21 protein-coding genes and 3 pseudogenes are annotated in these 19,867 nt (G+C 71.7%); 11 read left to right on the top strand and 13 right to left on the bottom strand.

Annotated elements, in window-relative coordinates; translation table 11 throughout:
• Window positions 1–295: 295 nt before the first annotated feature.
• Both ACFPIJ_RS22145 and ACFPIJ_RS22140 read right to left on the bottom strand, forming a co-directional pair.
• Entirely contained in the window at window positions 296–886 is a 591-nt protein-coding gene (locus tag ACFPIJ_RS22145) for a DUF1003 domain-containing protein (RefSeq protein ID WP_380117074.1), read from the bottom strand.
• Window positions 887–974: 88 nt separating this feature from the next.
• Window positions 975–2,273, bottom strand: a pseudogene (locus ACFPIJ_RS22140) (magnesium transporter MgtE N-terminal domain-containing protein); the annotation flags it as partial.
• 80 nt (window positions 2,274–2,353) lie between these two features.
• Here ACFPIJ_RS22140 and ACFPIJ_RS22135 point away from each other — a divergent pair.
• Window positions 2,354–3,208, top strand: a complete 855-nt coding sequence (locus tag ACFPIJ_RS22135; protein ID WP_380117073.1) for a PhzF family phenazine biosynthesis protein — start codon at window positions 2,354–2,356, stop codon at window positions 3,206–3,208.
• Here ACFPIJ_RS22135 and ACFPIJ_RS22130 read toward each other — a convergent pair.
• Window positions 3,205–4,068, bottom strand: a pseudogene (locus ACFPIJ_RS22130) (DMT family transporter); the annotation flags it as partial. The gene ACFPIJ_RS22135 and the pseudogene ACFPIJ_RS22130 overlap by 4 nt on opposite strands.
• Window positions 4,069–4,184: 116 nt before the next feature.
• Here ACFPIJ_RS22130 and ACFPIJ_RS22125 point away from each other — a divergent pair.
• Genes ACFPIJ_RS22125 through ACFPIJ_RS22115 form a run of 3 tightly spaced genes read left to right on the top strand, consistent with a single transcriptional unit; the run spans window position 4,185 to window position 5,987 of the window.
• On the top strand, window positions 4,185–4,922 hold the full coding sequence (locus ACFPIJ_RS22125) for an HAD family hydrolase (RefSeq protein ID WP_380117072.1): 738 nt from the start codon (window positions 4,185–4,187) through the stop codon (window positions 4,920–4,922).
• Window positions 4,919–5,491: an AmmeMemoRadiSam system protein A gene (gene amrA / locus ACFPIJ_RS22120; protein WP_380117071.1), complete on the top strand. Its 573-nt coding sequence runs from the start codon at window positions 4,919–4,921 to the stop codon at window positions 5,489–5,491. The genes ACFPIJ_RS22125 and amrA overlap by 4 nt, the downstream gene beginning before the upstream one ends.
• A gap of 4 nt (window positions 5,492–5,495) precedes the next feature.
• Window positions 5,496–5,987 (top strand): hypothetical protein, encoded by a 492-nt coding sequence (locus ACFPIJ_RS22115; protein WP_380117070.1) that lies wholly within the window; start codon window positions 5,496–5,498, stop codon window positions 5,985–5,987.
• Between the two features lie 23 nt (window positions 5,988–6,010).
• On the opposite strand, the gene ACFPIJ_RS22110 is transcribed toward ACFPIJ_RS22115, so the two are convergent.
• Window positions 6,011–6,832 carry an SDR family NAD(P)-dependent oxidoreductase gene (locus ACFPIJ_RS22110; protein ID WP_380117069.1) on the bottom strand — a complete coding sequence of 274 codons (822 nt, stop codon included), beginning with the start codon at window positions 6,830–6,832 and terminating at the stop codon, window positions 6,011–6,013.
• 76 nt (window positions 6,833–6,908) lie between these two features.
• On the opposite strand from ACFPIJ_RS22110, the gene ACFPIJ_RS22105 reads away from it, so the two are divergent.
• Entirely contained in the window at window positions 6,909–7,850 is a 942-nt protein-coding gene (locus ACFPIJ_RS22105) for an HpcH/HpaI aldolase/citrate lyase family protein (protein WP_380117068.1), read from the top strand.
• A gap of 52 nt (window positions 7,851–7,902) precedes the next feature.
• Window positions 7,903–8,817, top strand: coding sequence for an SDR family NAD(P)-dependent oxidoreductase (locus ACFPIJ_RS22100; protein WP_327006469.1), 915 nt, complete (start codon window positions 7,903–7,905; stop codon window positions 8,815–8,817).
• A 99-nt stretch (window positions 8,818–8,916) separates the two neighbouring features.
• Here ACFPIJ_RS22100 and ACFPIJ_RS22095 read toward each other — a convergent pair whose 3' ends face one another.
• Window positions 8,917–9,120 (bottom strand): DUF4190 domain-containing protein, encoded by a 204-nt coding sequence (locus ACFPIJ_RS22095; RefSeq protein ID WP_380117067.1) that lies wholly within the window; start codon window positions 9,118–9,120, stop codon window positions 8,917–8,919.
• 129 nt (window positions 9,121–9,249) lie between these two features.
• Between ACFPIJ_RS22095 and ACFPIJ_RS22090 the strand changes: the two genes are divergently transcribed.
• Window positions 9,250–10,455, top strand: a complete 1,206-nt coding sequence (locus ACFPIJ_RS22090) for an acyl-CoA dehydrogenase family protein (RefSeq protein ID WP_380117066.1) — start codon at window positions 9,250–9,252, stop codon at window positions 10,453–10,455.
• On the opposite strand, the gene ACFPIJ_RS22085 is transcribed toward ACFPIJ_RS22090, so the two are convergent.
• From ACFPIJ_RS22085 to trxA, 6 genes and pseudogenes are all read right to left on the bottom strand, one after another.
• A complete protein-coding gene (locus ACFPIJ_RS22085; RefSeq protein WP_380117065.1) occupies window positions 10,433–10,846 on the bottom strand; it encodes a CoA-binding protein in 414 nt (137 codons plus the stop codon). The two genes, ACFPIJ_RS22090 and ACFPIJ_RS22085, sit on opposite strands and share 23 nt — an antisense overlap.
• A gap of 44 nt (window positions 10,847–10,890) precedes the next feature.
• Window positions 10,891–11,625, bottom strand: coding sequence for a hypothetical protein (locus ACFPIJ_RS22080; RefSeq protein WP_380117064.1), 735 nt, complete (start codon window positions 11,623–11,625; stop codon window positions 10,891–10,893).
• Window positions 11,626–11,634: 9 nt separating this feature from the next.
• Window positions 11,635–12,147 carry a potassium channel family protein gene (locus ACFPIJ_RS22075; RefSeq protein WP_380117063.1) on the bottom strand — a complete coding sequence of 171 codons (513 nt, stop codon included), beginning with the start codon at window positions 12,145–12,147 and terminating at the stop codon, window positions 11,635–11,637.
• Window positions 12,148–12,178: 31 nt separating this feature from the next.
• On the bottom strand, window positions 12,179–12,889 hold the full coding sequence (locus tag ACFPIJ_RS22070) for a hypothetical protein (RefSeq protein WP_380117062.1): 711 nt from the start codon (window positions 12,887–12,889) through the stop codon (window positions 12,179–12,181).
• A gap of 45 nt (window positions 12,890–12,934) precedes the next feature.
• Window positions 12,935–14,986 (bottom strand): intein-containing Rv2578c family radical SAM protein, encoded by a 2,052-nt coding sequence (locus tag ACFPIJ_RS22065; RefSeq protein ID WP_380117061.1) that lies wholly within the window; start codon window positions 14,984–14,986, stop codon window positions 12,935–12,937.
• Between the two features lie 234 nt (window positions 14,987–15,220).
• Window positions 15,221–15,574 (bottom strand): annotated as a pseudogene (trxA, locus tag ACFPIJ_RS22060) (thioredoxin); the annotation flags it as partial.
• A 123-nt stretch (window positions 15,575–15,697) separates the two neighbouring features.
• Here trxA and ACFPIJ_RS22055 point away from each other — a divergent pair.
• A complete protein-coding gene (locus ACFPIJ_RS22055) occupies window positions 15,698–16,105 on the top strand; it encodes a thiol-disulfide oxidoreductase DCC family protein (protein ID WP_380117060.1) in 408 nt (135 codons plus the stop codon).
• Window positions 16,106–16,201: 96 nt separating this feature from the next.
• Window positions 16,202–16,684, top strand: a complete 483-nt coding sequence (locus ACFPIJ_RS22050; RefSeq protein WP_380117059.1) for a hypothetical protein — start codon at window positions 16,202–16,204, stop codon at window positions 16,682–16,684.
• 72 nt (window positions 16,685–16,756) lie between these two features.
• Here the strand turns inward: ACFPIJ_RS22050 and ACFPIJ_RS22045 are convergent, their stop codons facing one another.
• Both ACFPIJ_RS22045 and ACFPIJ_RS22040 read right to left on the bottom strand, forming a co-directional pair.
• Window positions 16,757–17,515: a DUF695 domain-containing protein gene (locus tag ACFPIJ_RS22045; protein WP_380117058.1), complete on the bottom strand. Its 759-nt coding sequence runs from the start codon at window positions 17,513–17,515 to the stop codon at window positions 16,757–16,759.
• Window positions 17,516–17,536: 21 nt separating this feature from the next.
• Entirely contained in the window at window positions 17,537–18,031 is a 495-nt protein-coding gene (locus tag ACFPIJ_RS22040) for a MaoC family dehydratase (RefSeq protein WP_380117057.1), read from the bottom strand.
• 291 nt (window positions 18,032–18,322) lie between these two features.
• Between ACFPIJ_RS22040 and ACFPIJ_RS22035 the strand changes: the two genes are divergently transcribed.
• Both ACFPIJ_RS22035 and ACFPIJ_RS22030 read left to right on the top strand, forming a co-directional pair.
• Complete coding sequence (locus ACFPIJ_RS22035) at window positions 18,323–18,757, top strand: hypothetical protein (protein ID WP_380117056.1); 435 nt, start codon at window positions 18,323–18,325, stop codon at window positions 18,755–18,757.
• Window positions 18,754–19,812, top strand: a complete 1,059-nt coding sequence (locus ACFPIJ_RS22030) for an MFS transporter permease (RefSeq protein ID WP_380117055.1) — start codon at window positions 18,754–18,756, stop codon at window positions 19,810–19,812. Before ACFPIJ_RS22035 ends, ACFPIJ_RS22030 begins: the two co-directional genes overlap by 4 nt.
• Window positions 19,813–19,867 lie beyond the last annotated feature (55 nt).

The following is a 19,867-nucleotide window of genomic DNA, read 5'->3' as shown; positions in this document are numbered from 1 at the left end:
GTGCGCCAGGGGCCGACGCAAAGACGGCCGGCGTGCCAGGGCCAACAACAAGGCCGACGCAAGACGCTGGCGCGCCAGGGGCCGACACGAGACGGCCAGAGCGCAGGAGCCGGCACGAGACAGCCAGTGCACTGTGGCGGGCCGGTGGCGGTCAGCGCGCGGCCGCGACCACACGGCGGCGACAGGGCGGCAGCGGCCCGGTGGCGGGTGAGCGCAGCGGCGGGCCGGAGACGGCCGGTGCGCGGTGGCAGGGCCGGGGCGGGGGCGACGTCGTACCGGCGGAAAAATGCAAGGCTCAGCGGCCTGAGCGGGCCCGGCGGCGCGGTGGATCGTCGTCCGGATGCAGATCGTCCTCTTCGACGGGCTCGTCCAGGGACGTCTTCTTCGCCTTCTTCCGCTCCAGCTTGGCCCGGCGGACCGCGGCCTCGTCGAGCTCCTCGCTCATCCGGGCCAGCTCAGAACGCAGGAAGTCGCGGGTCGCCACCTCACCCACGGCGATGCGCAGCGACGCGATCTCGCGGGCGAGGTACTCGGTGTCCGCCTTCTGCGCGGCGGCGCGGCGGCGGTCCTCCTCGCCGGCGAGCCGGTCCCGGTCCGCCTGCCGGTTCTGTGCGAGCAGGATCAGCGGGGCCGCGTAGGACGCCTGCAGCGACAGGATCAGCGTCAGGAACGTGAAGGTGTACGGGTCGAACTGCCAGCCCCTCGGCGCGAGCGTGTTCCATACGATCCAGGCCAGGATGAAGACCGTCATGTACACGAGGAACTTCGCGGTCCCCATGAACCGGGCGATCCCCTCCGACCACTGGCCGAAGGCCTCCGGGTCGAAGCGGGGCAGCTTCAGCCGTCCCGGCTCCCGCGGCTGATCGAGCCGCCGCCGGTCAGCCATTACCGGCCGCCCCGTCGCCCGCGTCGCCGCCGCCGCCGCCGCCGTCGGCGTCGCCGGTGGTGGTGGACGCCGGGCCGGTGAGGAAGCGGCCGGAACCCCCGTCCAGCACGCGGGCCGCCGTGCCGGCCGGGTTCAGGAACGCGGGTTCGGCGTGCTCACGGTCGCGCCAGTCCTCGGGCAGCAGGTGATCGAGGACGTCGTCGACGGTGACGGCGCCGACGAGCCGGTCGTTGTCGTCGACGACCGGCATGACCACGAGGTTGTACGTCGCCATCCGCCGGGTGATCTCCCCGAGCGTGGACTGCGGCGCGAGGGGCTTGATGTCGTTGTCGACGACCCCGCCGAGCAGCGCCGACGGCGGTTCGCGCAGCAGCCGCTGGAAGTGCACGACACCGAGGTACCGCCCGGTCGGTGTCGCCATCGGCGGCCTGGTCACGAACACCCCGGCGGCGACGGCCGGCGACAGCTGCGGCTCCCGGATGCGCGCGAGGGCCTCCGCGACCGTCTCGTGCGGCGCCATGACGATCGGCTCGGACGTCATCACCGAGCCGGCGGTGCCGGGCAGGTAGTCCAGCAGCGCGCGGACCGGCGAGGCCTCGTCGGGCTGCATGAGGTCCAGCAGCACCTCCTGCTCGCCCTTGGGCATCTCGGCGAGCAGGTCCGCCGCGTCGTCCGGATCCATCTCCTCCAGCACGTCGGCGGCCCGTTCCGGCTCCAGCGCGGCCATGATCTCCAGCTGGTCGTGCTCGGGCAGCTCCTCGAGGACGTCGGCGAGCCGTTCGTCGTCCAGGGCGGTGGCGACCTCGACGCGGCGGCTCTCCGACAGGTCCTGCAGGACGTTGGCGAGGTCCGCGGGGCGCATGTTGTCCAGCACCGCGAGGATGCCGGCGGTGCCCTGCGCGTGGGGGGTGCCGGCGAGCCCGGCGACCTCACCCCATTCGAGCTGGTTGAGGTGACCGCGGCGGGTGAGCCGGCCGCTGTACTCGCGGACCGCGACCCGGCTCAACGCCCACGTCCCGGTCCGGTCGGCCTCCATCGCGACGTCGACGACGGTGCCGGTGCGGCCGGTCGCCGGGACGCTGACGTGCCGGTCGATGAAGTCCTCCAGGACCAGCAGCTCACCCTGGCGCTTCTCGAACCGGCGCAGGTTCAGCGTGCCGGTGTTGAGCACCACCGCGTCGGGCTCCATCGCGGTGATCCGGCCGATCGGCAGGAAGATCCGCCGCCGCATCGGCATCTCGGCGACCAGCCCCACGACCCTCGGCGGCAGGTCGTCGGTCCGGGCGCGCGCGACCGCGTCCCGCACCCGACCGACCTGGTCACCGTTCGGGTCGAACACGCTCAGGCCGGCGAGGCGCGCGACATAGACCCTGGGCGCGGTGCTCACGAGGTTCAAGACTACTGAAGAAGACCACCGGCTCGCGGTTGGACCGCTCCTGGGCCGCCCGTCTCACATACGCTCGAAGCATGATGTTGCGGTACAAGGTCGTCGACGTGTTCACCGATCGCCCCTTCACCGGCAACCCCCTCGCGATCGTGTTCGACGCCGGCGACCTCGCCGGTGAGCAGATGCAGGCGATCGCCCGCGAGTTCAACCTCTCCGAGACGATCTTCGTGTTGCCGCCGACGGTGCCCGAGGCGACCTACCGGGTCCGGATCTTCACGCCCGGCACGGAGTTGCCGTTCGCCGGGCACCCCAGCGTCGGCTGCGCCGTCACCCTCCGCCGGGACGGCCTGGTCAAGGACGCGGAGGTGGTGCAGGAGTGCGGTGCCGGCCTGATCCCGATCACCATCGACGAGGTCCACGGCAGCGCCGTCGTCACCGGCGGCCGGCCGACCGTCGGACCGGCCCTGGACCAGGCGCCGCTGCTCGCCGCGGTCGGCCTCGACGAGGCGGACTACGTCGGGCCGGCGCCGCGCAACGCCGGGGCCGGGCTGCCGTTCACCTTCCTGTCCGTCACCGACGACGCCGTCGGCCGGCTGCGCCCCGGTGGCCTCGTGGACAACGTCAGCGTGCTGCACTGGGACGCGGAGCGGCACGAGGCGCACGTGCGGGTGCTGGTGCCGGACGCCGGCGTCGCGGAGGACCCGGCGACCGGTTCGGCGGCGATGGGACTCGGGGTCTGGCTGGTCGCGTCGGGGCTGCTGCCGGGTGACGGGGTCAGCCGCTACCAGATCCGTCAGGGCTCGGAGATGCACCGCCCGTCCCTGCTGACCTGCTCCGTCACTGCCACCGGCGGCGAGGCCGTGTCGGCGACCGTGTCGGGCCACGTCGTGGCCGTCGCCTCCGGGGAGATGATCGTGCCGCCGTTCGTCGGCTGACGCCGGCGTTCTCCCACCACGACGATCGCGACGCCGGCGAGCAGCAGCGCGATCCCGGGCAGCGTCTGCGCCGCCGGCAGCTGGTCCAGCATGAGCCAGGCGATCACCAGTGCCCCGGGCACCTCGAGCAGGAGCAGCACGGCGACCATGGTCGGCGGCACGCGGCGCAGGGAGTAGTTGATGAGGGTGTGGCCGAGCAGCTGCGGCCCGACGGTCATCGCCGCGAGAGCCAGCCACGTCTGCGCCGGGTAGCCGGTCAGGTCCTGCCCGCCGACCAGGCAGCCGACCCCGAGCACGATCGCGCAGATCGAGTAGCAGACCGTCGCGTACGTGCTGGTCGAGATCGACCCGCGGGCGTGCGCGCCGAGCATCGTGTATCCGGCGGCGGCGATCCCGCCGGCGAGTGCCAGGGCGTCGCCGAGCAGCGCCCGCCCCGACAGGTCGGGATCGGCGCCGGTGGCGAGGGCGACGCCCAGGACGGCGACACCGACCCCGGCCCAGGTGCTCGCGGGGACCGGGACACCGCGGATCGCGTTGATCAGCGAGGTCCAGATCGGCGTGGTGCTGACCAGCGCGACGGACATCGCGACGCTGGTCAGCTTCGCGCTGGGGACCCAGGTGCCGAAGTGGACGGCGAGGCAGACGCCGGACAGGACGCTGGCGCCGAGGACCTTCGAGCGGAACTCGTCGCGGCGCACGGCGACCGCGACGGGGGCGACCGCGACGACGCCCAGCAGGTTGCGCCAAAAGGCGATCGCGAGTGCGGGCGCGGCGGCGTAGGCGATCAGCGGCGCCGACGACGAGACCGCGACGATCGCGACGGCAAGGGCAACGATCGCGGGTAGTCCGATCTGACGCATACGCCGATGTTGTCATTCTGTGAAAATTGTCTGGGATCCGACACCGGGTCCACCTCCTTGGCAGTAGACCGAATCGATGCACTCATACTTTCGGACGATTCCTGGAGGGCCGAACGGTGTTTAGCGCTGTCCTTTTCGACTACTTCAATACCTGTACGACCGCCGTCGTGCGCGGTGACGGACACCGGCAGACCGCCGAGGTCCTCGGCGTGGACCCCGACGCCTGGCTGGCCCTGCTGGACCGTACCTTCGACGACCGGGCCAAGGGCGCCTACGGCAGCGTCTTAACGGGCCTGCGGGCGCTCTGCGCCGAGCTCGGCGTGCAGCCCACCCCGGCGCGCCTGCGCACGGCCGCCGACCTGCGCGTCGCCTCACTCCAGCAGGACGCACCACCGCGCCCCGAAGCCGAGCCCGTCCTGCGTCTGCTCCGCGACCGGGGCGTGCGCACCGCCGTCGTCAGCGACTGCTGGTTCGAGCTGCCGTCGGTGCTGCCCGGCACGCCGCTCGGCCGCCTCTTCGACGTGGGCGTCTACTCCTCACAGGTGGGACAGGCCAAACCACATCCCGCGATGTACCGCACCGCCTGCGAACGGCTCGGCGTCCACCCCGAGGCCTGCCTGTACGTCGGCGACGGCGGCGGCCACGAACTCACCGGCGCCCGCCGCTTCGGCCTGACCGCCGTCCAGCTCGACGCGCCCGACCTCGGTGGTCACCTCACCTTCCACGCCGACCTCGACTGGGACGGCGCCCGCATCACCAGCCTCGACCAGATCCCCGAGCTGGTCGCCGGCCGCATGCCACTGCCCGCGACGGTCGGCGCGCCGGTGCTGGCCGGGCCTATGCTGAACTGGTGACGGCGCCATTGTCACCGGTGGATGGACGACTGCTCGCCGGCCTCGCGGCGGGCGCCGTCCGCGCGCGGCTGTCCGGCGAGCGGCTGACCGCCCAGCTCCCGCGCTCCGGCCCGGTGCACGCCGACGGTGCCTCGTTCGTCACGCTCGAGCGCGGCGGTGCCCTCCGCGGCTGCGTCGGCACCCTGGAGCCGGTCCGGCCACTGCACCGCGACGTCGTGCACAACGCCGTCCGGGCGATGCAGGATCCGCGGGTGCCGCCGGTCACCGTCGCCGACTGGCCCGAGCTCGACGTGAAGGTCTCCGTCCTGGACCAGCCCGCGGACCTGCCCGCCGGCAGCCGGAGGGTGCTGCTGGAGGCTCTCGTCCCGCACGTGCACGGGCTGATCCTCACCGACGGCGCCCGGCGGGCCACGTTCCTGCCGTCGGTGTGGGCCAAGCTGCCCAGCGCCGAGCAGTTCGTCGACGCGCTGCTGCACAAGGGCGGGTGGGCCGCGTGGCCGGCCGGGATGCGGGCGCTGGCGTACGGATCCACGGAGTTCCAGGACCGTTCGCCGCGCCCGCCGTTGTGATTGGATGGAGGACGTGGAACCGCTGGTCGAAGAGGCCGCCAAGAAGGCCGCCGTCGCCTGGCTCGCCGTGCCCGGCGCCGGCCCGTCCTACCTGGTCTGGTGCGCGTGGCTCGGCGGGTCGCTGCTGGTCGTGAGCGGCCCCGGGGAGCAGGCCGCGCCCGGCCTCGCCGAGTCGGGCACCGCCGAGGTCACCCTGCGCGGCGACCACGGCGGGCGGATCGTCACCTGGACCGCGACGGTCGAGGCCCTCGACCCGGCCGGCGAGGCGTGGTCGGAGCTCGTGCCGCAGCTCGCCGGGAAGCGGCTCAACGGCGGCACCGAGCTCGCCGCCCGATGGGCGGCCGAGTGCGTGGTCAGCCGCCTCACCCCGGCCGACGGCGCGCCGCTGCTGCCGCTGCCCGAGGACTCGCAGGCCGCGCCGCCGAAGCCGTCACCGGCGACCCGGCTGCCGAAGCGCCCGTTCCGCCTGCACAAGGTCCGCGGCGCGCGCCGCTAGACCTTCGAACGCGCCGCTGGGCCTCAGAACCCGATCGCGGCCATGCTCGCGTCCCACAGCTGCGCGGCCAGCCGGGGATCCTCGGTCTGCGCGGTCGGCCGGATCGGCTTGCGCTTCTCGTAGTAGCCGCCCGACACCAGCTGCGGCCGGGGCGTGGCCGCCAGCCAGACCAGCGTGTCCGCGCCCTGCTCCGGGGTCTTCGCGAACGGGGTCACCTTCGTCATCAGGTTCACCCCGATGCCGGCGCCGAAGCGGCTGCGCACGAAGCCGGGGTGGTAGCTCGCCGACATGATGTCGGGCCACCGGCGGGCCGCCTCCGCGGCGAAGAGGATGTTGGCCTGCTTCGCGGCGCCGTACCGCTTCCACACCCCCGCCTTCCGCGAGCCGCGCAGGTCCGCCGGGTCGACGGTCCCCATCGCGTGCGCGGCCGAGGCGGTGTTGATGATCCGGCCGCTGCGTAGCTGCTCCCGCAGCAGGTTGCTGAGCAGGAACCCGGCCAGGTGGTTGGACTGGATCGTCGGCTCGAACCCGTCCACGGTCGGGGACCGGCCGGCCACCACGCCGCCGGCGTTGTTCGCGAGGACGTCGATGCGCTGATACCGCTGCCGCAGATGATCCACGAGCACGTGCACGTCGTCGAGGCGGGTGAAATCCGCCCGGTACGCCGGGGGAGTGCGCCCGCCGCCGGCCGCGCCGACCGCCGCGACGGCCGCGTTCAGCCGGTCGGGGTCGCGGCCGACGAGCACCACGTGGGCGCCGCGCCGGGCCATGTCGACGGCGGCGGCCAGGCCGATCCCGGAACTGGCGCCGGTGACCACCACCGTGCGTCCGGTGAGATCTTCCACAGGGGCATTCTGTGCGCTCACGCGACGAGGTTACCGTGGCGTAGGTCCACCTGAATGTCTCCTAAGGAGCACCCCGATGCGTCCTCGCCGGTCCTGCCTCGCCGTCCCCGGATCGAGCGTGAAAATGCTCGACAAGGCTCAGGGGCTCCCCGCCGACCAGGTCTTCCTCGACCTGGAGGACGCCGTCGCGCCCCTCGCGAAGCCGGACGCGCGGAAGAACATCGTGGCCGCGCTCAACGACGGCGACTGGGGCGGCAAGACCCGGGTGGTGCGGGTCAACGACCTGACGACCCCGTGGACGTACCGCGACGTCATCGAGGTCGTCGAGGGCGCCGGGGAGCACCTCGACTGCATCATGCTGCCCAAGGTCCAGTCGGCCGGGCAGGTCGAGTGGCTGGACCTGACGCTCACCCAGATCGAGAAGACGATGGGCCTGCCGGTCGGGAAGATCGGCATCGAGGCGCAGATCGAGAACGCGGCCGGCCTGGTCAACGTCGACGCGATCGCGGCGGCCTCACCGCGGATCCAGACGATCATCTTCGGGCCCGCCGACTTCATGGCCTCGATCAACATGAAGTCGCTGGTCGTCGGGGGGCTCATCCCCGGATACCCGGGCGACCCGTACCACTACATCCTCATGCGCATCCTGATGGCCGCCAGGATGCACGACCTGCAGGCGATCGACGGGCCGTTCCTGCAGATCCGCGACGTCGACGCGTTCCGGGAGGTGGCCACCCGCAGCGCGGCGCTCGGTTTCGACGGCAAATGGGTGCTGCACCCCGGCCAGATCGACGCCGCCAACGAGGTGTACTCACCCGCCCAGGACGACTACGACCACGCGGAGCTCATCCTCGACGCGTATGAGCACTACACCTCCGAGGCCGGTGGCAAGCTCGGCGCCGTCATGCTCGGCGACGAGATGATCGACGAGGCGTCCCGCAAGATGGCCCTGGTCATCTCCGCGAAGGGCCGTGCCGCGGGCATGTCCCGCACGACAACGTTCACCCCGCCGGCCTGAGAAATCCGTGTCGCATTGCCCGGGAGCCGCTCGGACAGGCAGGATTTGCCCTATGGCACCCGACCTACGATCCACCGGTCCCGCCGGAAAAGGCAACCGGCGTGACGCGAGCCGCCCCTCTTCGGCCCGCCGCACCCTGCGGGCCGTCCCGTCCACCGGGCCTGAGCTCGCCGAAGAGCCGGTCGCGGAGGACGAGGGCAGCACAGCGATCGACCGTCTCGACGGCCGCGTCGCGCTGGTCACCGGCGCCGGCAGCCCGGACGGCATCGGCTACGCCACCGCCCGCCGGCTGAAGGCGATGGGCGCCGCGGTCGCCATCGTCTCCACCACCCGGCGCATCCACGACCGGGCGACCGAGCTCGGCGTGACCGGCTTCGTCGCCGACCTCACCGTCGAGGCCGAGGTCGGCGCGCTCGCCGACGCGATCATCGACTCCGTCGGCACCGTCGACATCCTCGTCAACAACGCGGGCCTGGCGAGCAAGGCCAGCCCAGAGGTCCTGCGCCCGGTCGCGCAGCTCACCTACGAGGAGTGGCGCGCCGAGATCGACCGCAACCTCACCACCGCGTTCCTGGTCAGCCGCGCCTTCGTCGGCGGCATGGCCGAACACGGCTGGGGCCGCATCGTCAACCTCGCCGCCACCGCCGGTCCCGTCAACGCCCTGCCGGCCGAGGCCGGTTACGCGGCCGCCAAGGCCGGCGTCGTCGGACTGACCCGTGCCCTGGCGATGGAGCTCGTCGCCGACGGCATCACCGTCAACGCGGTCGCCCCCGGCATCATCCACACCGGCGCCTCCACCCTCGTGGAGCTCAAGCAGGGCTTCGGCACCCCCATGGGCCGTCCCGGCACGCCGGAGGAGGTGGCCGCCACGATCGCGTTCCTGTGCTCGCCCGGTGCGTCGTACATCACCGGCCAGATGCTCGTCATCGACGGCGGCAACAGCGTCCGCGAGGCGCAGTACCGCTGACATCTCGTTGACCTTGGACAATCCGACTGCCTATGACCAGTCGGATTGTCCAAGGTCAACCGCGAGGGGCCGGAAGCCTCCAAGGTCAACCGCGTGCGGTCAGAAGCCGAGCACCACGATCGGCACGCCGCACAGCACCAGCAGCTCGACGTAGCCGATCACCAGCGCCGCCACTGCGAGCCCGTGCCCGCGCTCGCCCGTGCGCGCCGTCTGCGCCCACGCGATGTGACCCATCAGGATGCCGAACGGCGGCACCAGCACCGCGCAGACCAGGGCCGTCACGGCCAGCTTGTTGTAGGGCACCTGAGAACCATTTCACAGCGGTGTGTGGGTTGCTCACGTTGGTCCGGAGCAGGGCAAGCCGGGATACTGCCTGCATACCCGCCGGTAACTTCCGCTCCTTGTGACGCCGCTGACCAATGGAGGTCAACCATGGCCCGCCTCGCCCAGACGCCCGGTCTGACCGACGTGCAGCAGTCGATCCTCGAGACCGTGCGGGAGTTCGTCGACAAGGAGATCATCCCGCACGCGCAGCACCTCGAGCACGGCGACGTGTACCCGGCCGACATCGTCGACGGCATGCGCGAGATGGGCCTGTTCGGGCTCACGATCCCCGAGGAGCACGGCGGTCTCGGCGAGTCGCTGCTGACCTACGCCCTGGTCGTGGAGCAGCTGTCGCGGGGCTGGATGTCGGTGTCCGGCATCGTCAACACGCACTTCATCGTCGCGTACCTCGTCGCCCAGCACGGCTCGGCGGAGCAGAAGGCGAGCCTCCTGCCGAGGATGGCCGCGGGTGAGGTCCGCGGCGCGTTCTCGATGTCGGAGCCCGGCTGCGGGTCCGACGTCGCGGCGATCCGGACCAGGGCGGTGCCCGACGGCGACGATTACGTCATCAACGGCCAGAAGATGTGGCTGACCAACGGCGCGTACTCCTCCGTCGTTGCGACGCTGGTCAAGACCGACCTCGGCGCCGACTCGGTGTACGGCAACATGACCACGTTCCTGCTGGAGAAGACCCCGGGCTTCGGGGAGAACGAGGCGCTGCCCGGGCTCACCATCCCGGGCAAGATCGAGAAGATGGGGTACAAGGGCGTCGAGACGACCGAGATGGTCCTCGACAACGTCCGGGTGCCCGGCAGCGCGATCCTCGGTGGCGCTCCGCAAAAAGGTCGCGGCTTCTACCAGATGATGGACGGCATCGAGGTCGGCCGGGTCAACGTCGCGGCGCGGGCGTGCGGCATCTCGATCCGCGCGTTCGAGCTGGCGATCGCCTACGCCCAGCAGCGCCAGACCTTCGGCGCGCAGCTGGTCAAGCACCAGGCGATCGCGTTCAAGCTGGCCGAGATGGCGACGAAGATCGAGGCCGCGCACGCGCTGATGGTCAACGCCGCCCGGCTCAAGGACGCGGGCCAGCGCAACGACGTCGAGGCCGGCATGGCGAAGCTCCTGGCCAGCGAGTACTGCGCCGAGGTGGTCCAGGAGTCCTTCCGCATCCACGGCGGCTACGGCTACTCCAAGGAGTACGAGATCGAACGCCTCATGCGCGAGGCGCCGTTCCTGCTCATCGGCGAGGGCACCAGCGAGATCCAGAAGACGATCATCAGCCGGGGCCTGCTCAAGGAGTACGGGGCCCGCTGATCGCGTGCACCGCCCGCACCACCGCGATGCAGGTGTCCTCGACGTAGTCGACGCCGGCGGCCTCGGCCAGGGCCCGCCCCTCGGGCGAGACGATGTCCTGCTGCAGCCACACCGCCGGCGCGCCGATCGCGATCGCGTCCTTGACCACCTGCGTCGCGTCCCGGGACGGGCGGAACACGTTGACGAAGTCCACCGGCTCCGGGATGTCGGCGAGGCTGCGGTACGCCTGTACGCCGAAGATCTCGTCGGCGTACGGGTTGACCGGGATGATCCGCCAGCCGCGCCGCTGGATCGCCAGGGGCACCGCGTGGGCGGTCTTCCGCGGGTCCCTCGACGCCCCGACGACGGCGATGGTCGTGGATTCCCGCAGGATCTGCTCAGCGCTGCGCATGCCTCGACGGTAGCGCGCGGGTTGTGCCCCGGCCCGCGGCCGGGCTACAGCGCCGGGATCGGGGTCGGGCCGCCGGTGAGCCCCGCCGACAGGCGCGCGCCGAGGAGCTGGGCGTGGACCCGGACCGCCTCGGCCGGCGAACCGATCGCCGTCCGGCGGTCCGGGTGCGCCACGTAGTAGCCGATCAGGTCGAGCAGGAACAGCAGGTTGCCGTCGACGTCCTCCGGTCGCACCGTCACCGGCCGGGACCGCCCGGCGAGCAGCAGGTCGACCCGGGGGTGCCAGCGGTCGCCGTTGAGCTCGACGCGTTCGATCGTGTCCCAGGTGTACGACCGTGCCCCGACCCGCACGCCGGCGTCGCTGAGCCGGACGGTCGGGGTGCCGCGGACCAGCCGCATCAGGCCGCGCGCGCCGCTGGTGACCAGCGCGGCCACGACGGCGAGCGCAACGGCCGCGACGAGCGGACCGGCGTCGATCAGCAGCGCCCAGACGAGCAGGACCGAGGCGACCGCGAAGAGCCGCCCGACCCGGGCGCAGCCCTCCCGGAACGGCCGGTGGAACTCCCAGCCGGGACGCGCCGGCGCCTCCTCCCGGCGGCGCAGCTCGTTGACCGCGAAGTTGCCGCCGTGCACGACGACATTGGCCAGCATGAACGGCAGCAGCAGCGAGCTGCCGGACGGCCCGCCGAACGCCAGCAGCAGGCCACCGGCCAGCAGCGTCACGGCGGGAGGGACGGCAACCCACAACCAGTTCAGCGGGTTGCGTCGCGGCGCGGTCATGGCCATAGGCTACGGACTCCGATCCACCGGTTGCGTCACCCGTTCAGACCCGAGCCGGCGCCGGATCCCGCCGGTGAAGACCGCGACGGCCGCGGCGACGTAGACGAGGTTGAACACGATCTGCCCGCTGACCGCGATCCTGGCGGCCTGCCCGACCGCGTGCACGTCCCCGAAGCCGACGGTCGCGAGCGTCGACAGGGTGAAGTACAGCGCGTCGGTCTTTGTCTCCAGTCCGGCGAATTGGTTCGCGTGCCCGGCCAGCAGGACGTACCCCAGCGAAAACGCGAACACGGTGACGATGACGAGATTGACCAGCGTCTCGAGTCGTGCCCCGGTGCCCGCCCCGCGCACGGAGTTGTGCAGCTGGCGGCGGAAGGCCGTGACCAGCACGGCGAACGCGACCGCGGCGGCGCCGGCCTGCACCCAGTCGCCGGTCGCGCGCAGCAGGCGCAGCGGGATCAGGTAGTAGACGCAGCCGCCGGCCACGAGGGTGACCGCCGCTCGCCGGGCCGGTGTCCGCACAGGTCCACGGTGCCCCGCCCGGCGGCCGCGGTCAGGTGACCTGCCGGGTGAGCGTGCCCCGGAGCCGCTCCAGCTCCGCCGGGGTGCCGATGGCGGCCCTGCGTTCCGGCTGCCGGGCGTAGAGGTCGACGACCCGGGTCAGGAAGTACAGCGAGACCTCGAGCGGCACGTCCTCGCCGGGCCGGAACTCCCGCACCCGCCGCCCCCGCACCAGCTCCGGACTGCCGACGGCCCAGGTGCCGGGCTCCGAGGTGAGGTCGAGGGCGTCCCACGGCACGAACGAGCGCCCGCCGTCGATCGCGATCCCCTCGGCGGTGAGCAGGAGCGGGCCGCTGCGCAGCATCCGGACCGACATGATCAGCAGGAACAGCGAGGTGAGGACGATGATCCCGTAGGACATGACGCGAAGGACCGACACGTGCCCGACGCGGAACCCGTTGAACGCCATCAGCACCAGCGCGGCGCCGAGCACCCCGTAGAACACGCACTGCCGGCGGAAGCTGGGCTGGATCCGGAACGCCGGCTGCTCCCGCCACACCACGACCGCGAACGTCGAGGGCCCCCGCGTCGTCTGCGCCAGCAGGATCAACCCGAACGCGATGCCGATCGTGGCGATGATCAGCAGCACGAGCAGCACCGGCACGTAGGCGCCCGGGTCGTCTCTGGTCACGACCGGCACCAGCACGCCGACCACCACGGTCGGCGCGAGGAGCACCAGGAAGTCACCGGCACGAGCACGCATACGACCGAGCTTAAGCACGCAAGCTGACGGTTTCCTGACCGTCGATCACAGCAGCGACAACTGTTCGGCGGTTTCCGCGGGTGCCACCGGTGCGGCCGGGGCCGTCGATGTCCGTCCCGGGGCCGCGGTGGCGGCCGGCGGCACCGGGACGGACGGCTCCGGCGCGGGTCCGGCGGACGGCTGGCGGGTGGTGCCGGTGCCGCCGGTGGGCAGGCCGTGGCGGCGCCCGGCGAGCCTGACCCGCGCGGCAACCTCCCGCTGGTAGGCCTGGCCGGTGTATGCGCCGTCGCCATACAGCTGCCGGTAGCGCGGCACCAGGTGCGGGTGCTCGCGGGTCAGCCAGGCCTGATACCACTCCCGCGCGCCCGGGCGCAGGTGCAGCGGGAGCGGCACGACACTGGCGGCGCCGGCCGCGGCGAGGGCGGCGACGGTCGCGTCGATCGACTCCGCGGTGTCGGTGAGCCCGGGCAGGATCGGGGCCATGAGGACGCCGACCGCGAAGCCCGCGTCGGCGAAGCGCCGCACCACGTCGAGCCTGCGGCGGGGGCTGGGCGTGCCCGGCTCCACCGAACGCCACAGCGGCTCGTCGAGGAAGCCGATCGACATCGAGACGCTGACGCTGGTCACGGCCGCGGCCTGGGACAGCAGGTCGAGGTCGCGGGCGATGAGGGTGCCCTTGGTGAGGATCGAGAACGGGTTGGCGTGGTCGCGCAGGGCGGCGATGATGCCGGGCATGAGCCGGTAGCGCCCCTCGGCCCGCTGGTAACAGTCGACGTTGGAGCCCATCGCCAGGTGCTTGCCCGGCCAGGACGGCGCGGCGAGCTCCCGGCGCAGCACGTCGGCGGCGTTGACCTTGACCACGATCTGCGAGTCGAAGTCGTGGCCGGCGTCGAGGTCCAGGTAGGTGTGGCTGCCGCGGGCGAAGCAGTTGTGGCTGACCACCCCGCCGGCGATGAAGTCGCCGGTGCCGGTGGTGATGTCGAACATCGGCACGTCGACGCCCAGCGGCTCGATCGCGGTCACCCGCAGCCCGTCGTCGCCGCGGACGAGCTCACCGGCGGCGGTGCCGGTCGGGGTGACCGGGGCGCACATCAGCCCGAACCGCACCCGCTCGCGGACCCCGCCGAGCACCCTGGTCAGGGTGCCGTCGGTCACCGTGGCGAACCCGAGCACGGACAGGCACTCGACCAGCCAGTCGACGACGACCTTGTCGACCACGTCGAAGGCGGGCAGGCCGCCGTGCTCGCGGGGGCCGAGCTGGCCGGCGGCGTCGAACAGACCGGCGACGAACCCCTGCCGCCAGTCGCGGGCGGGCACGTCGGGCCAGTCGAGGACGGCGCTCGCGTCGCGGACGCTGGCGCCCGCGAACTCCCGGTCGTCGGCGGCCATCGCGTGCAGGCCGCCGCACGCCGTGGCATAGGTCCTGGCCCGGCGCAGCGCGGCGGGGGCGACCGGGCCGACGTGCCCGTCGCCGTGCACGAAACCGCAGAGATAGCCCCGCCGGTAGCCCGGTGACTCCGCGGGCCGCTCGGGCAGGGCGCCGAAGCCGGCGAGCCGGTTGGCGGTGGTCAGGTGGGGCCGGCGGGCCCGGCCGTGCCGGGCGCCGGTGACGTGCTTCCAGCCACGGTCGGACAGGAACCGGTGGTCGCCGGACGCGACCAGCGTCGTGCCGTCGTGGAGGGTGACGCGGTGCGCCGGTTTGACGGTCGACCAGTGCGCGAGCACCGTCGTCGGGACATACCGGCGCAGCCGGCCGTCACGCACGGTGCCGATGATCGAGTCGCCGACCCGCAGGTCGGCCAGGGCCCGGGTGGTGCCGTCGGCCATGAGGATCGGGGTGTCGCCGGCGAGGCAGTAGACGCACGCGTGCGAACAGCCCCGATACGGGTTGATCGTCCACTCGAACGGCACGCGGGACCGTCCCGGCACCCGGTTGACCAGGGACTTTGCCTGCACCTCGTAAAACGTGACACCCCGGAACTCCGGGGTGTCGAAGGTGCGGGCGACGGCCCCGGGCAGTGCGAGCGGCAGGGCTCGCACTGTCCCGGCGTCACCGGTGTCGGGACCGCCAGATGCCTTCAGGTTGTCCCATCGCACACCTGCATTCGAACACGTGTACGAACGAACCGCAAGCTACGCCTCGACCGTTTCCTCGACCGTGTTCTGACGCTCCGTGACCCCGGCCGGCTCGGCCTCCGCGGCCTCAGCCTTCGCGGGCGCGGCCTCGGCGGCCTTTTCAGTGGCCTTCTCGGGGGCCTCCTCCGCCAGCTTGGCGTCGGCCTTCGCGTCGGCCTTGGCGTCGGTCTTGGCGTCGCCGTGCTGGCCGGCGGTGTGCTCCGCGATCTGGGCCCGCACCTCGTCCATGTCGAGCTCGCGGACCTGCTTGATCAGCGACTCGAGCTGCTGCTCGCGCATCATGCCCGGCTGCGAGAACACCGCGACGCCGTCCCGCACGATCATCAGCGTCGGGATCGAGCGGATCTGGAACTCCATCGCGAGTTCCTGCTGTGCCTCGGTGTCCACCTTGCCGAAGATCAGGTCAGGGTTGCTCTCCGAGACCTTCTCGTAGGTCGGTGCGAAGGCCCGACACGGCCCGCACCACTCGGCCCAGAAGTCGACGAGGGTGATGCCCTCGCCGCCGACCTTCTCGGCGAAGTTCTCGGCGGTCAGTTCTACGGTTGCCATGTCTGTCCGATCCTTTCGGGCGGTCGGGTACGCACCGTTGTAACCACGTACCCCTTACCAGCATTCCCAACCGGTGTCCGGGCTCACCACTGCGGCGGCGCACGGATGATCCATGATGGAGTCATGCATAGGCCGACGTTCGTCTTCGACGGTGACTGCGCCTTCTGTTCATCATGCGCCCGGTTCATCGAAAACCGCATCAGGCCCGCTGCGCAGGTCGTGGCGTGGCAGTTCACCGACCTGGACGCGCTCGGCGTCACCGAGGAGCAGGCGGGCGCCGCGGTGCAGTACGTGACCGCGGGCCGCGCCCCGACCGCCGGCCCGGTCGCGATCGCCGACCTGTTGAAGACCGCGCCCGGCCTGGCCGGGCGGCTGCTGTGGCGGCCCGCCGGCGCGATCCTCGGGCTGCGGCCCGTCTCGGCCCTTGCCTGGCCGGTGTACCGGTGGGTCGCCCGCAACCGGCACCGGATGCCCGGCGGGACCGCCGCGTGCGCGCTGCCGCCGAACCACCCCGCCCGCGCCGGCCGCTGAGCACCCGCCGGACAAGATCAGCCACGGCAGGGGCAAACCCGCAGATTTGCGGCTGGGTCGGACTTTTCGGCATACGCTCGCGGTGGGAGGTACGCCATGTCGAGCCAGCCCACACCGAGCCAGCCCAGCGCCGGGGTCGACCTGCCGCTGCACCGGCACGAGTGGGACCGGCTCGTCCGGCTTCCTCGCCTCGTCCTCGTCGTCGCCAGCGCCGGGGATGACAACGTCGACGCCGTCGCCGGGGTCGAGGCCATCGCGGCCGGCCAGCGCTCCAGGGCGCTGCTGGTCCGGGGCGTCGTCGCGGCGATCTTCGCCGAGCAGGCCACCGACGCGGCGCCACTGGACCGCGCGGGGGTCCTTGCGGAGTGCGGCGCGGCGGTGCGGATGCTGGCCGGACGGCTGGGCGCGGATGTCGCGCTCGCCTACGGCGAGTGGTTGATGGACGTCGCGGCCAGTGTCGGCCGGACCGCATGGCGGCCCGGTGTGATCCGGCTCGGCGGGGTCGAGGTCCTGCTCGCCGAGCGGGAGTTCGTCAACGAGATCGGTAGGGAATTGGCGCGGGCCCTGGGCCGCCAGTAGCGGGTCGCGCCGGTGGACGCCGGTCGGGTGGGCTGGGCAAACCTTCTCATCCGGCTGGCCTCCAAACCCGCCTTAGGCCTGGACCATGCAACCCCAGCCGTCGTACACCCCGTCGTGACGCTCCACGACGCCCCTGACCTCCCACGTCACCTCGTGCAGCGCCGGTGGCTCGACCGCGTCCCGCCGGATCGCCTGCAGGATGAAGTCGGCCTCGTCGCCGCGCTCGACGGTGACCGCGAAGCCGAGGTTGCGCAGGTCCTCGGCGGCCGCCTCGGCGTGGTCGGTGGCGGGGAAGTACGCGAGGAACTCCACCGGCCGGGGCTGGCTGAGCCGGTCGCCGTGCCCCTCGAGCTCCTGCACGACCTGGTTGTCGTCCATGATGTTGCGCTGCCAGGCGTCCGGGGTGAGTTCCTCCCGGACCCGGGTCCAGCCCGGGTCCGAGCTGAGTGTGGCGACGGGGGACAGCGCGGGGAAGTCGGGCAGCGCCGGCGCGGTCGCGCCCTCGGGCAGGTAGCCGGTGATGCGGCCGGTGCCGGCCGTGACGACCCGGCCGACCATCGCGCCGCGGAGCCCGCGCAGCGCCTGCCGGACGGCCTCGTCGAGGGCGTGGATGACCCCCAGCTCGGCGTCGGCGGGCATGCCGCTGGTGCCGTCACCCGCATAGGTGAAGTCGACGTCGAGGCGCTGCGGCAGCCTCGCCACCGGGGCGGCCTCGACCGCGCCGAGGTCGATGTTGTACATCGCCAGCCCGTCGCCGATCTCGCCGGGATACACGGCCCAGCGCTCGACCCATGCCGGCTCCCGCCCCAGCAGCCTGCGCAGCAAACCCACGGCCGTCCTCCTCAAGCGCGTTTATCCGCGGGGCGCCGGAAAGCTCGGCATCTCCGGGCCGGCGTGCGACTTCTTCGGCACCATGACCTTGCGCTTGAACACGCAGATCAGGGTGCCGTCCTGCTTGTAACCCTTGGTCTGGACGGTGACCACGCCGCGGTCGTCCTTGGACTCCGACTCGCGCTTGTCCAGCACCGTGGTCTCGCCGTAGATGGTGTCACCATGAAAGGTCGGCGCGGTGTGCCGTAGCGACTCGACCTCGAGATTGGCGATCGCCTTGCCGGAAACGTCGGGCACCGACATGCCGAGCAGGATCGAATAGACGTAGTTGCCGACGACCACGTTGCGCTGGAATTGTGTCGACGTCTCGGCGTAGTGGACGTCGAGGTGCAGCGGATGATGGTTCATCGTCAGCAGGCAGAACAGGTGGTCGTCGGATTCGGTGACCGTCTTGCCCGGCCAGTGCCGGTAGACGGCGCCGACCTCGAACTCCTCGAAATACCGGCCGAACTGCATCTCGCACTCCCTCGTCGTTGTGGGGTCTGCAAGCATGCCGGGTGCGGCCGTGAAATTCAGCCGAGTGTGACAAAGACGCAGTGAGCGGCGGGGCCCTCCCTGGCACCCGCCGCCCACGCTCTGTGACGAGTATCTTGGCGCCGAAGGCAACGCTCCGTATAGAGACGCAGATCACAGTTATAGAAATGAGACGAAATTGAGCGTAGCGACTACGGAGTGTGTCGGTTGTCTCACTACAGAGCGTAGTGGTGGGTCGGGCGGCGAGACGGCGGACGGTAAAGTCCGGCGGCGATGGAACGGTTGAGTGCGCGGGGGCGCGCGACGCGGGTGGCGGCCACGTTGGTGGTCGTCGTGCTGACGTTTGCCGGCACGGTCGCCGGCAACGACTTCTGGTTCCCGTTCGCCCCGTTCCAGATGTTCGCGATCGCCGACAACCCCAATGCGCCGATCATGGTGCTGCGCACCGACGGGGTCGACGCCACCGGCGCGCGGATCGTGCTCGACGAGCGCAACGCGGGGGTCCGCCGGGCCGAGATCGAGGCGCAGATCGACCGCTTCAAGGCCGACCCGAGCCTGCTGCGCTCGGTCCAGGACGCCTACGCCGCCCGCAACCCGGGCCGGCCACCACTGGTGGAGGTCGACATCGTCGAGGTCCAGCACCACCTGCGCAACGCGCAGCCGACCGGCGAGGTCACCGAGGTCGTGCTGGCGAGGTGGAAGCCGTGACGAGGGCCGCGGACGAGGCCGCGAGCAATCCCGCGACCAACCCCGCGGGCAAGCCCACGACCAATCCCGCGAGCAGGGCCGCGGACAAGGCCGGGACAGCGCTGCGCGGCTGGCTGTTCGAGCCCGTGCCGAAGGGGCGCATCGCCGCCTTCCGCACCCTGATCTACGTCTTCGTCGCGCTCGACGTCGTGTTCTTCAGCGCGTGGGTCAAGAGCCACGGCGACCTGCCCGGCAACCTCTACCAGCCGCTCGTCATCGGCAAGCTCCTGCCGCTGCCCACACCGACCCCGCTGGTGGCCGGCGCGATCTACTGGGCCCTGATCCCGCTATCCCTCGCGGCGGCGACCGGCCGGGCGCACCGGCTGCTCGGCTGGAGCGTGTTCATCCTGTACTTCGAATGGATGATCATCGCGATGAGCTACGGCAAGATCGACCACGACCGGTTCGGCCTGCTGGTCGCGCTCGCCGTCCTGCCGGCCGCGGGCCGGGCCCGGCACGGCGACAAGGAGGCCACCGAGGCCGGCGGCTGGGCGCTGCGGCTCACCCAGGTCGGCGTCATCTGCACGTACTTCCTGGCCTCCATCGCCAAGCTGCGCTTCGGCGGGCTCGCCTGGCTGACCGGGGCCACGCTGACCCGGTCGTTCATCCGCCGCGGCACCCAGCTGGCCCACTGGCTGCTCGGCATCCCCGGCTTCACCACCGCCGGCCAGATCGGCATCGTGGGCTTCGAACTGTTCAGCCCGCTGGTGTTCGTCGTGAAGCCGAAGCTGCGCTACGCGATGGTCGCCGGCTTCTACGCCTTCCACATCGTGACCTTCTGCCTGATCACGATCTCGTTCATCCCGCACCAGGTGGCGATGGCCAGCTTCCTGCCGCTGGAGAAGGTCACGCCCGTCATCTGGGCGCGACGGCTGCTCAAGCGGGGTGACCCGGCCCCCGGGGAGGTGGCGGCTTCCGGTGCTTCAGCTGCCGAAGAGGCTGGCGAAGAAGTCGCCGAAGCCGCCGGCGATGTCCATCAGCGCACCGCCGATGGACTTGACCACCTCGGCCGCTGACTGCGGCCGATACGCGACGAAGAAGATGAGGAAGGCAATGCCTCCCCAGGTGAGG

The organism is Dactylosporangium cerinum (assembly GCF_042653625.1).
Classification (GTDB): domain Bacteria; phylum Actinomycetota; class Actinomycetes; order Mycobacteriales; family Micromonosporaceae; genus Dactylosporangium; species Dactylosporangium cerinum.
The sequence above is the reverse complement of the archived record's forward strand: the minus strand, read 5'-3'. Positions and strand labels throughout refer to the sequence as shown.

Bases quoted from the DNA above. Each gene is read 5' to 3' on its own strand.
- ACFPIJ_RS22145 (WP_380117074.1), bottom strand. From the start codon at position 886: ATGGCTGACCGGCGGCGGCTCGATCAGCCGCGGGAGCCGGGACGGCTG.
- ACFPIJ_RS22135 (WP_380117073.1), top strand. From the start codon at position 2,354: ATGATGTTGCGGTACAAGGTCGTCGACGTGTTCACCGATCGCCCCTTC.
- ACFPIJ_RS22115 (WP_380117070.1), top strand. From the start codon at position 5,496: ATGGAGGACGTGGAACCGCTGGTCGAAGAGGCCGCCAAGAAGGCCGCC.
- ACFPIJ_RS22105 (WP_380117068.1), top strand. From the start codon at position 6,909: ATGCGTCCTCGCCGGTCCTGCCTCGCCGTCCCCGGATCGAGCGTGAAA.
- ACFPIJ_RS22100 (WP_327006469.1), top strand. From the start codon at position 7,903: ATGGCACCCGACCTACGATCCACCGGTCCCGCCGGAAAAGGCAACCGG.
- ACFPIJ_RS22090 (WP_380117066.1), top strand. From the start codon at position 9,250: ATGGCCCGCCTCGCCCAGACGCCCGGTCTGACCGACGTGCAGCAGTCG.
- ACFPIJ_RS22085 (WP_380117065.1), bottom strand. From the start codon at position 10,846: ATGCGCAGCGCTGAGCAGATCCTGCGGGAATCCACGACCATCGCCGTC.
- ACFPIJ_RS22080 (WP_380117064.1), bottom strand. From the start codon at position 11,625: ATGACCGCGCCGCGACGCAACCCGCTGAACTGGTTGTGGGTTGCCGTC.
- ACFPIJ_RS22070 (WP_380117062.1), bottom strand. From the start codon at position 12,889: ATGCGTGCTCGTGCCGGTGACTTCCTGGTGCTCCTCGCGCCGACCGTG.
- ACFPIJ_RS22055 (WP_380117060.1), top strand. From the start codon at position 15,698: ATGCATAGGCCGACGTTCGTCTTCGACGGTGACTGCGCCTTCTGTTCA.
- ACFPIJ_RS22050 (WP_380117059.1), top strand. From the start codon at position 16,202: ATGTCGAGCCAGCCCACACCGAGCCAGCCCAGCGCCGGGGTCGACCTG.
- ACFPIJ_RS22040 (WP_380117057.1), bottom strand. From the start codon at position 18,031: ATGCAGTTCGGCCGGTATTTCGAGGAGTTCGAGGTCGGCGCCGTCTAC.
- ACFPIJ_RS22035 (WP_380117056.1), top strand. From the start codon at position 18,323: ATGGAACGGTTGAGTGCGCGGGGGCGCGCGACGCGGGTGGCGGCCACG.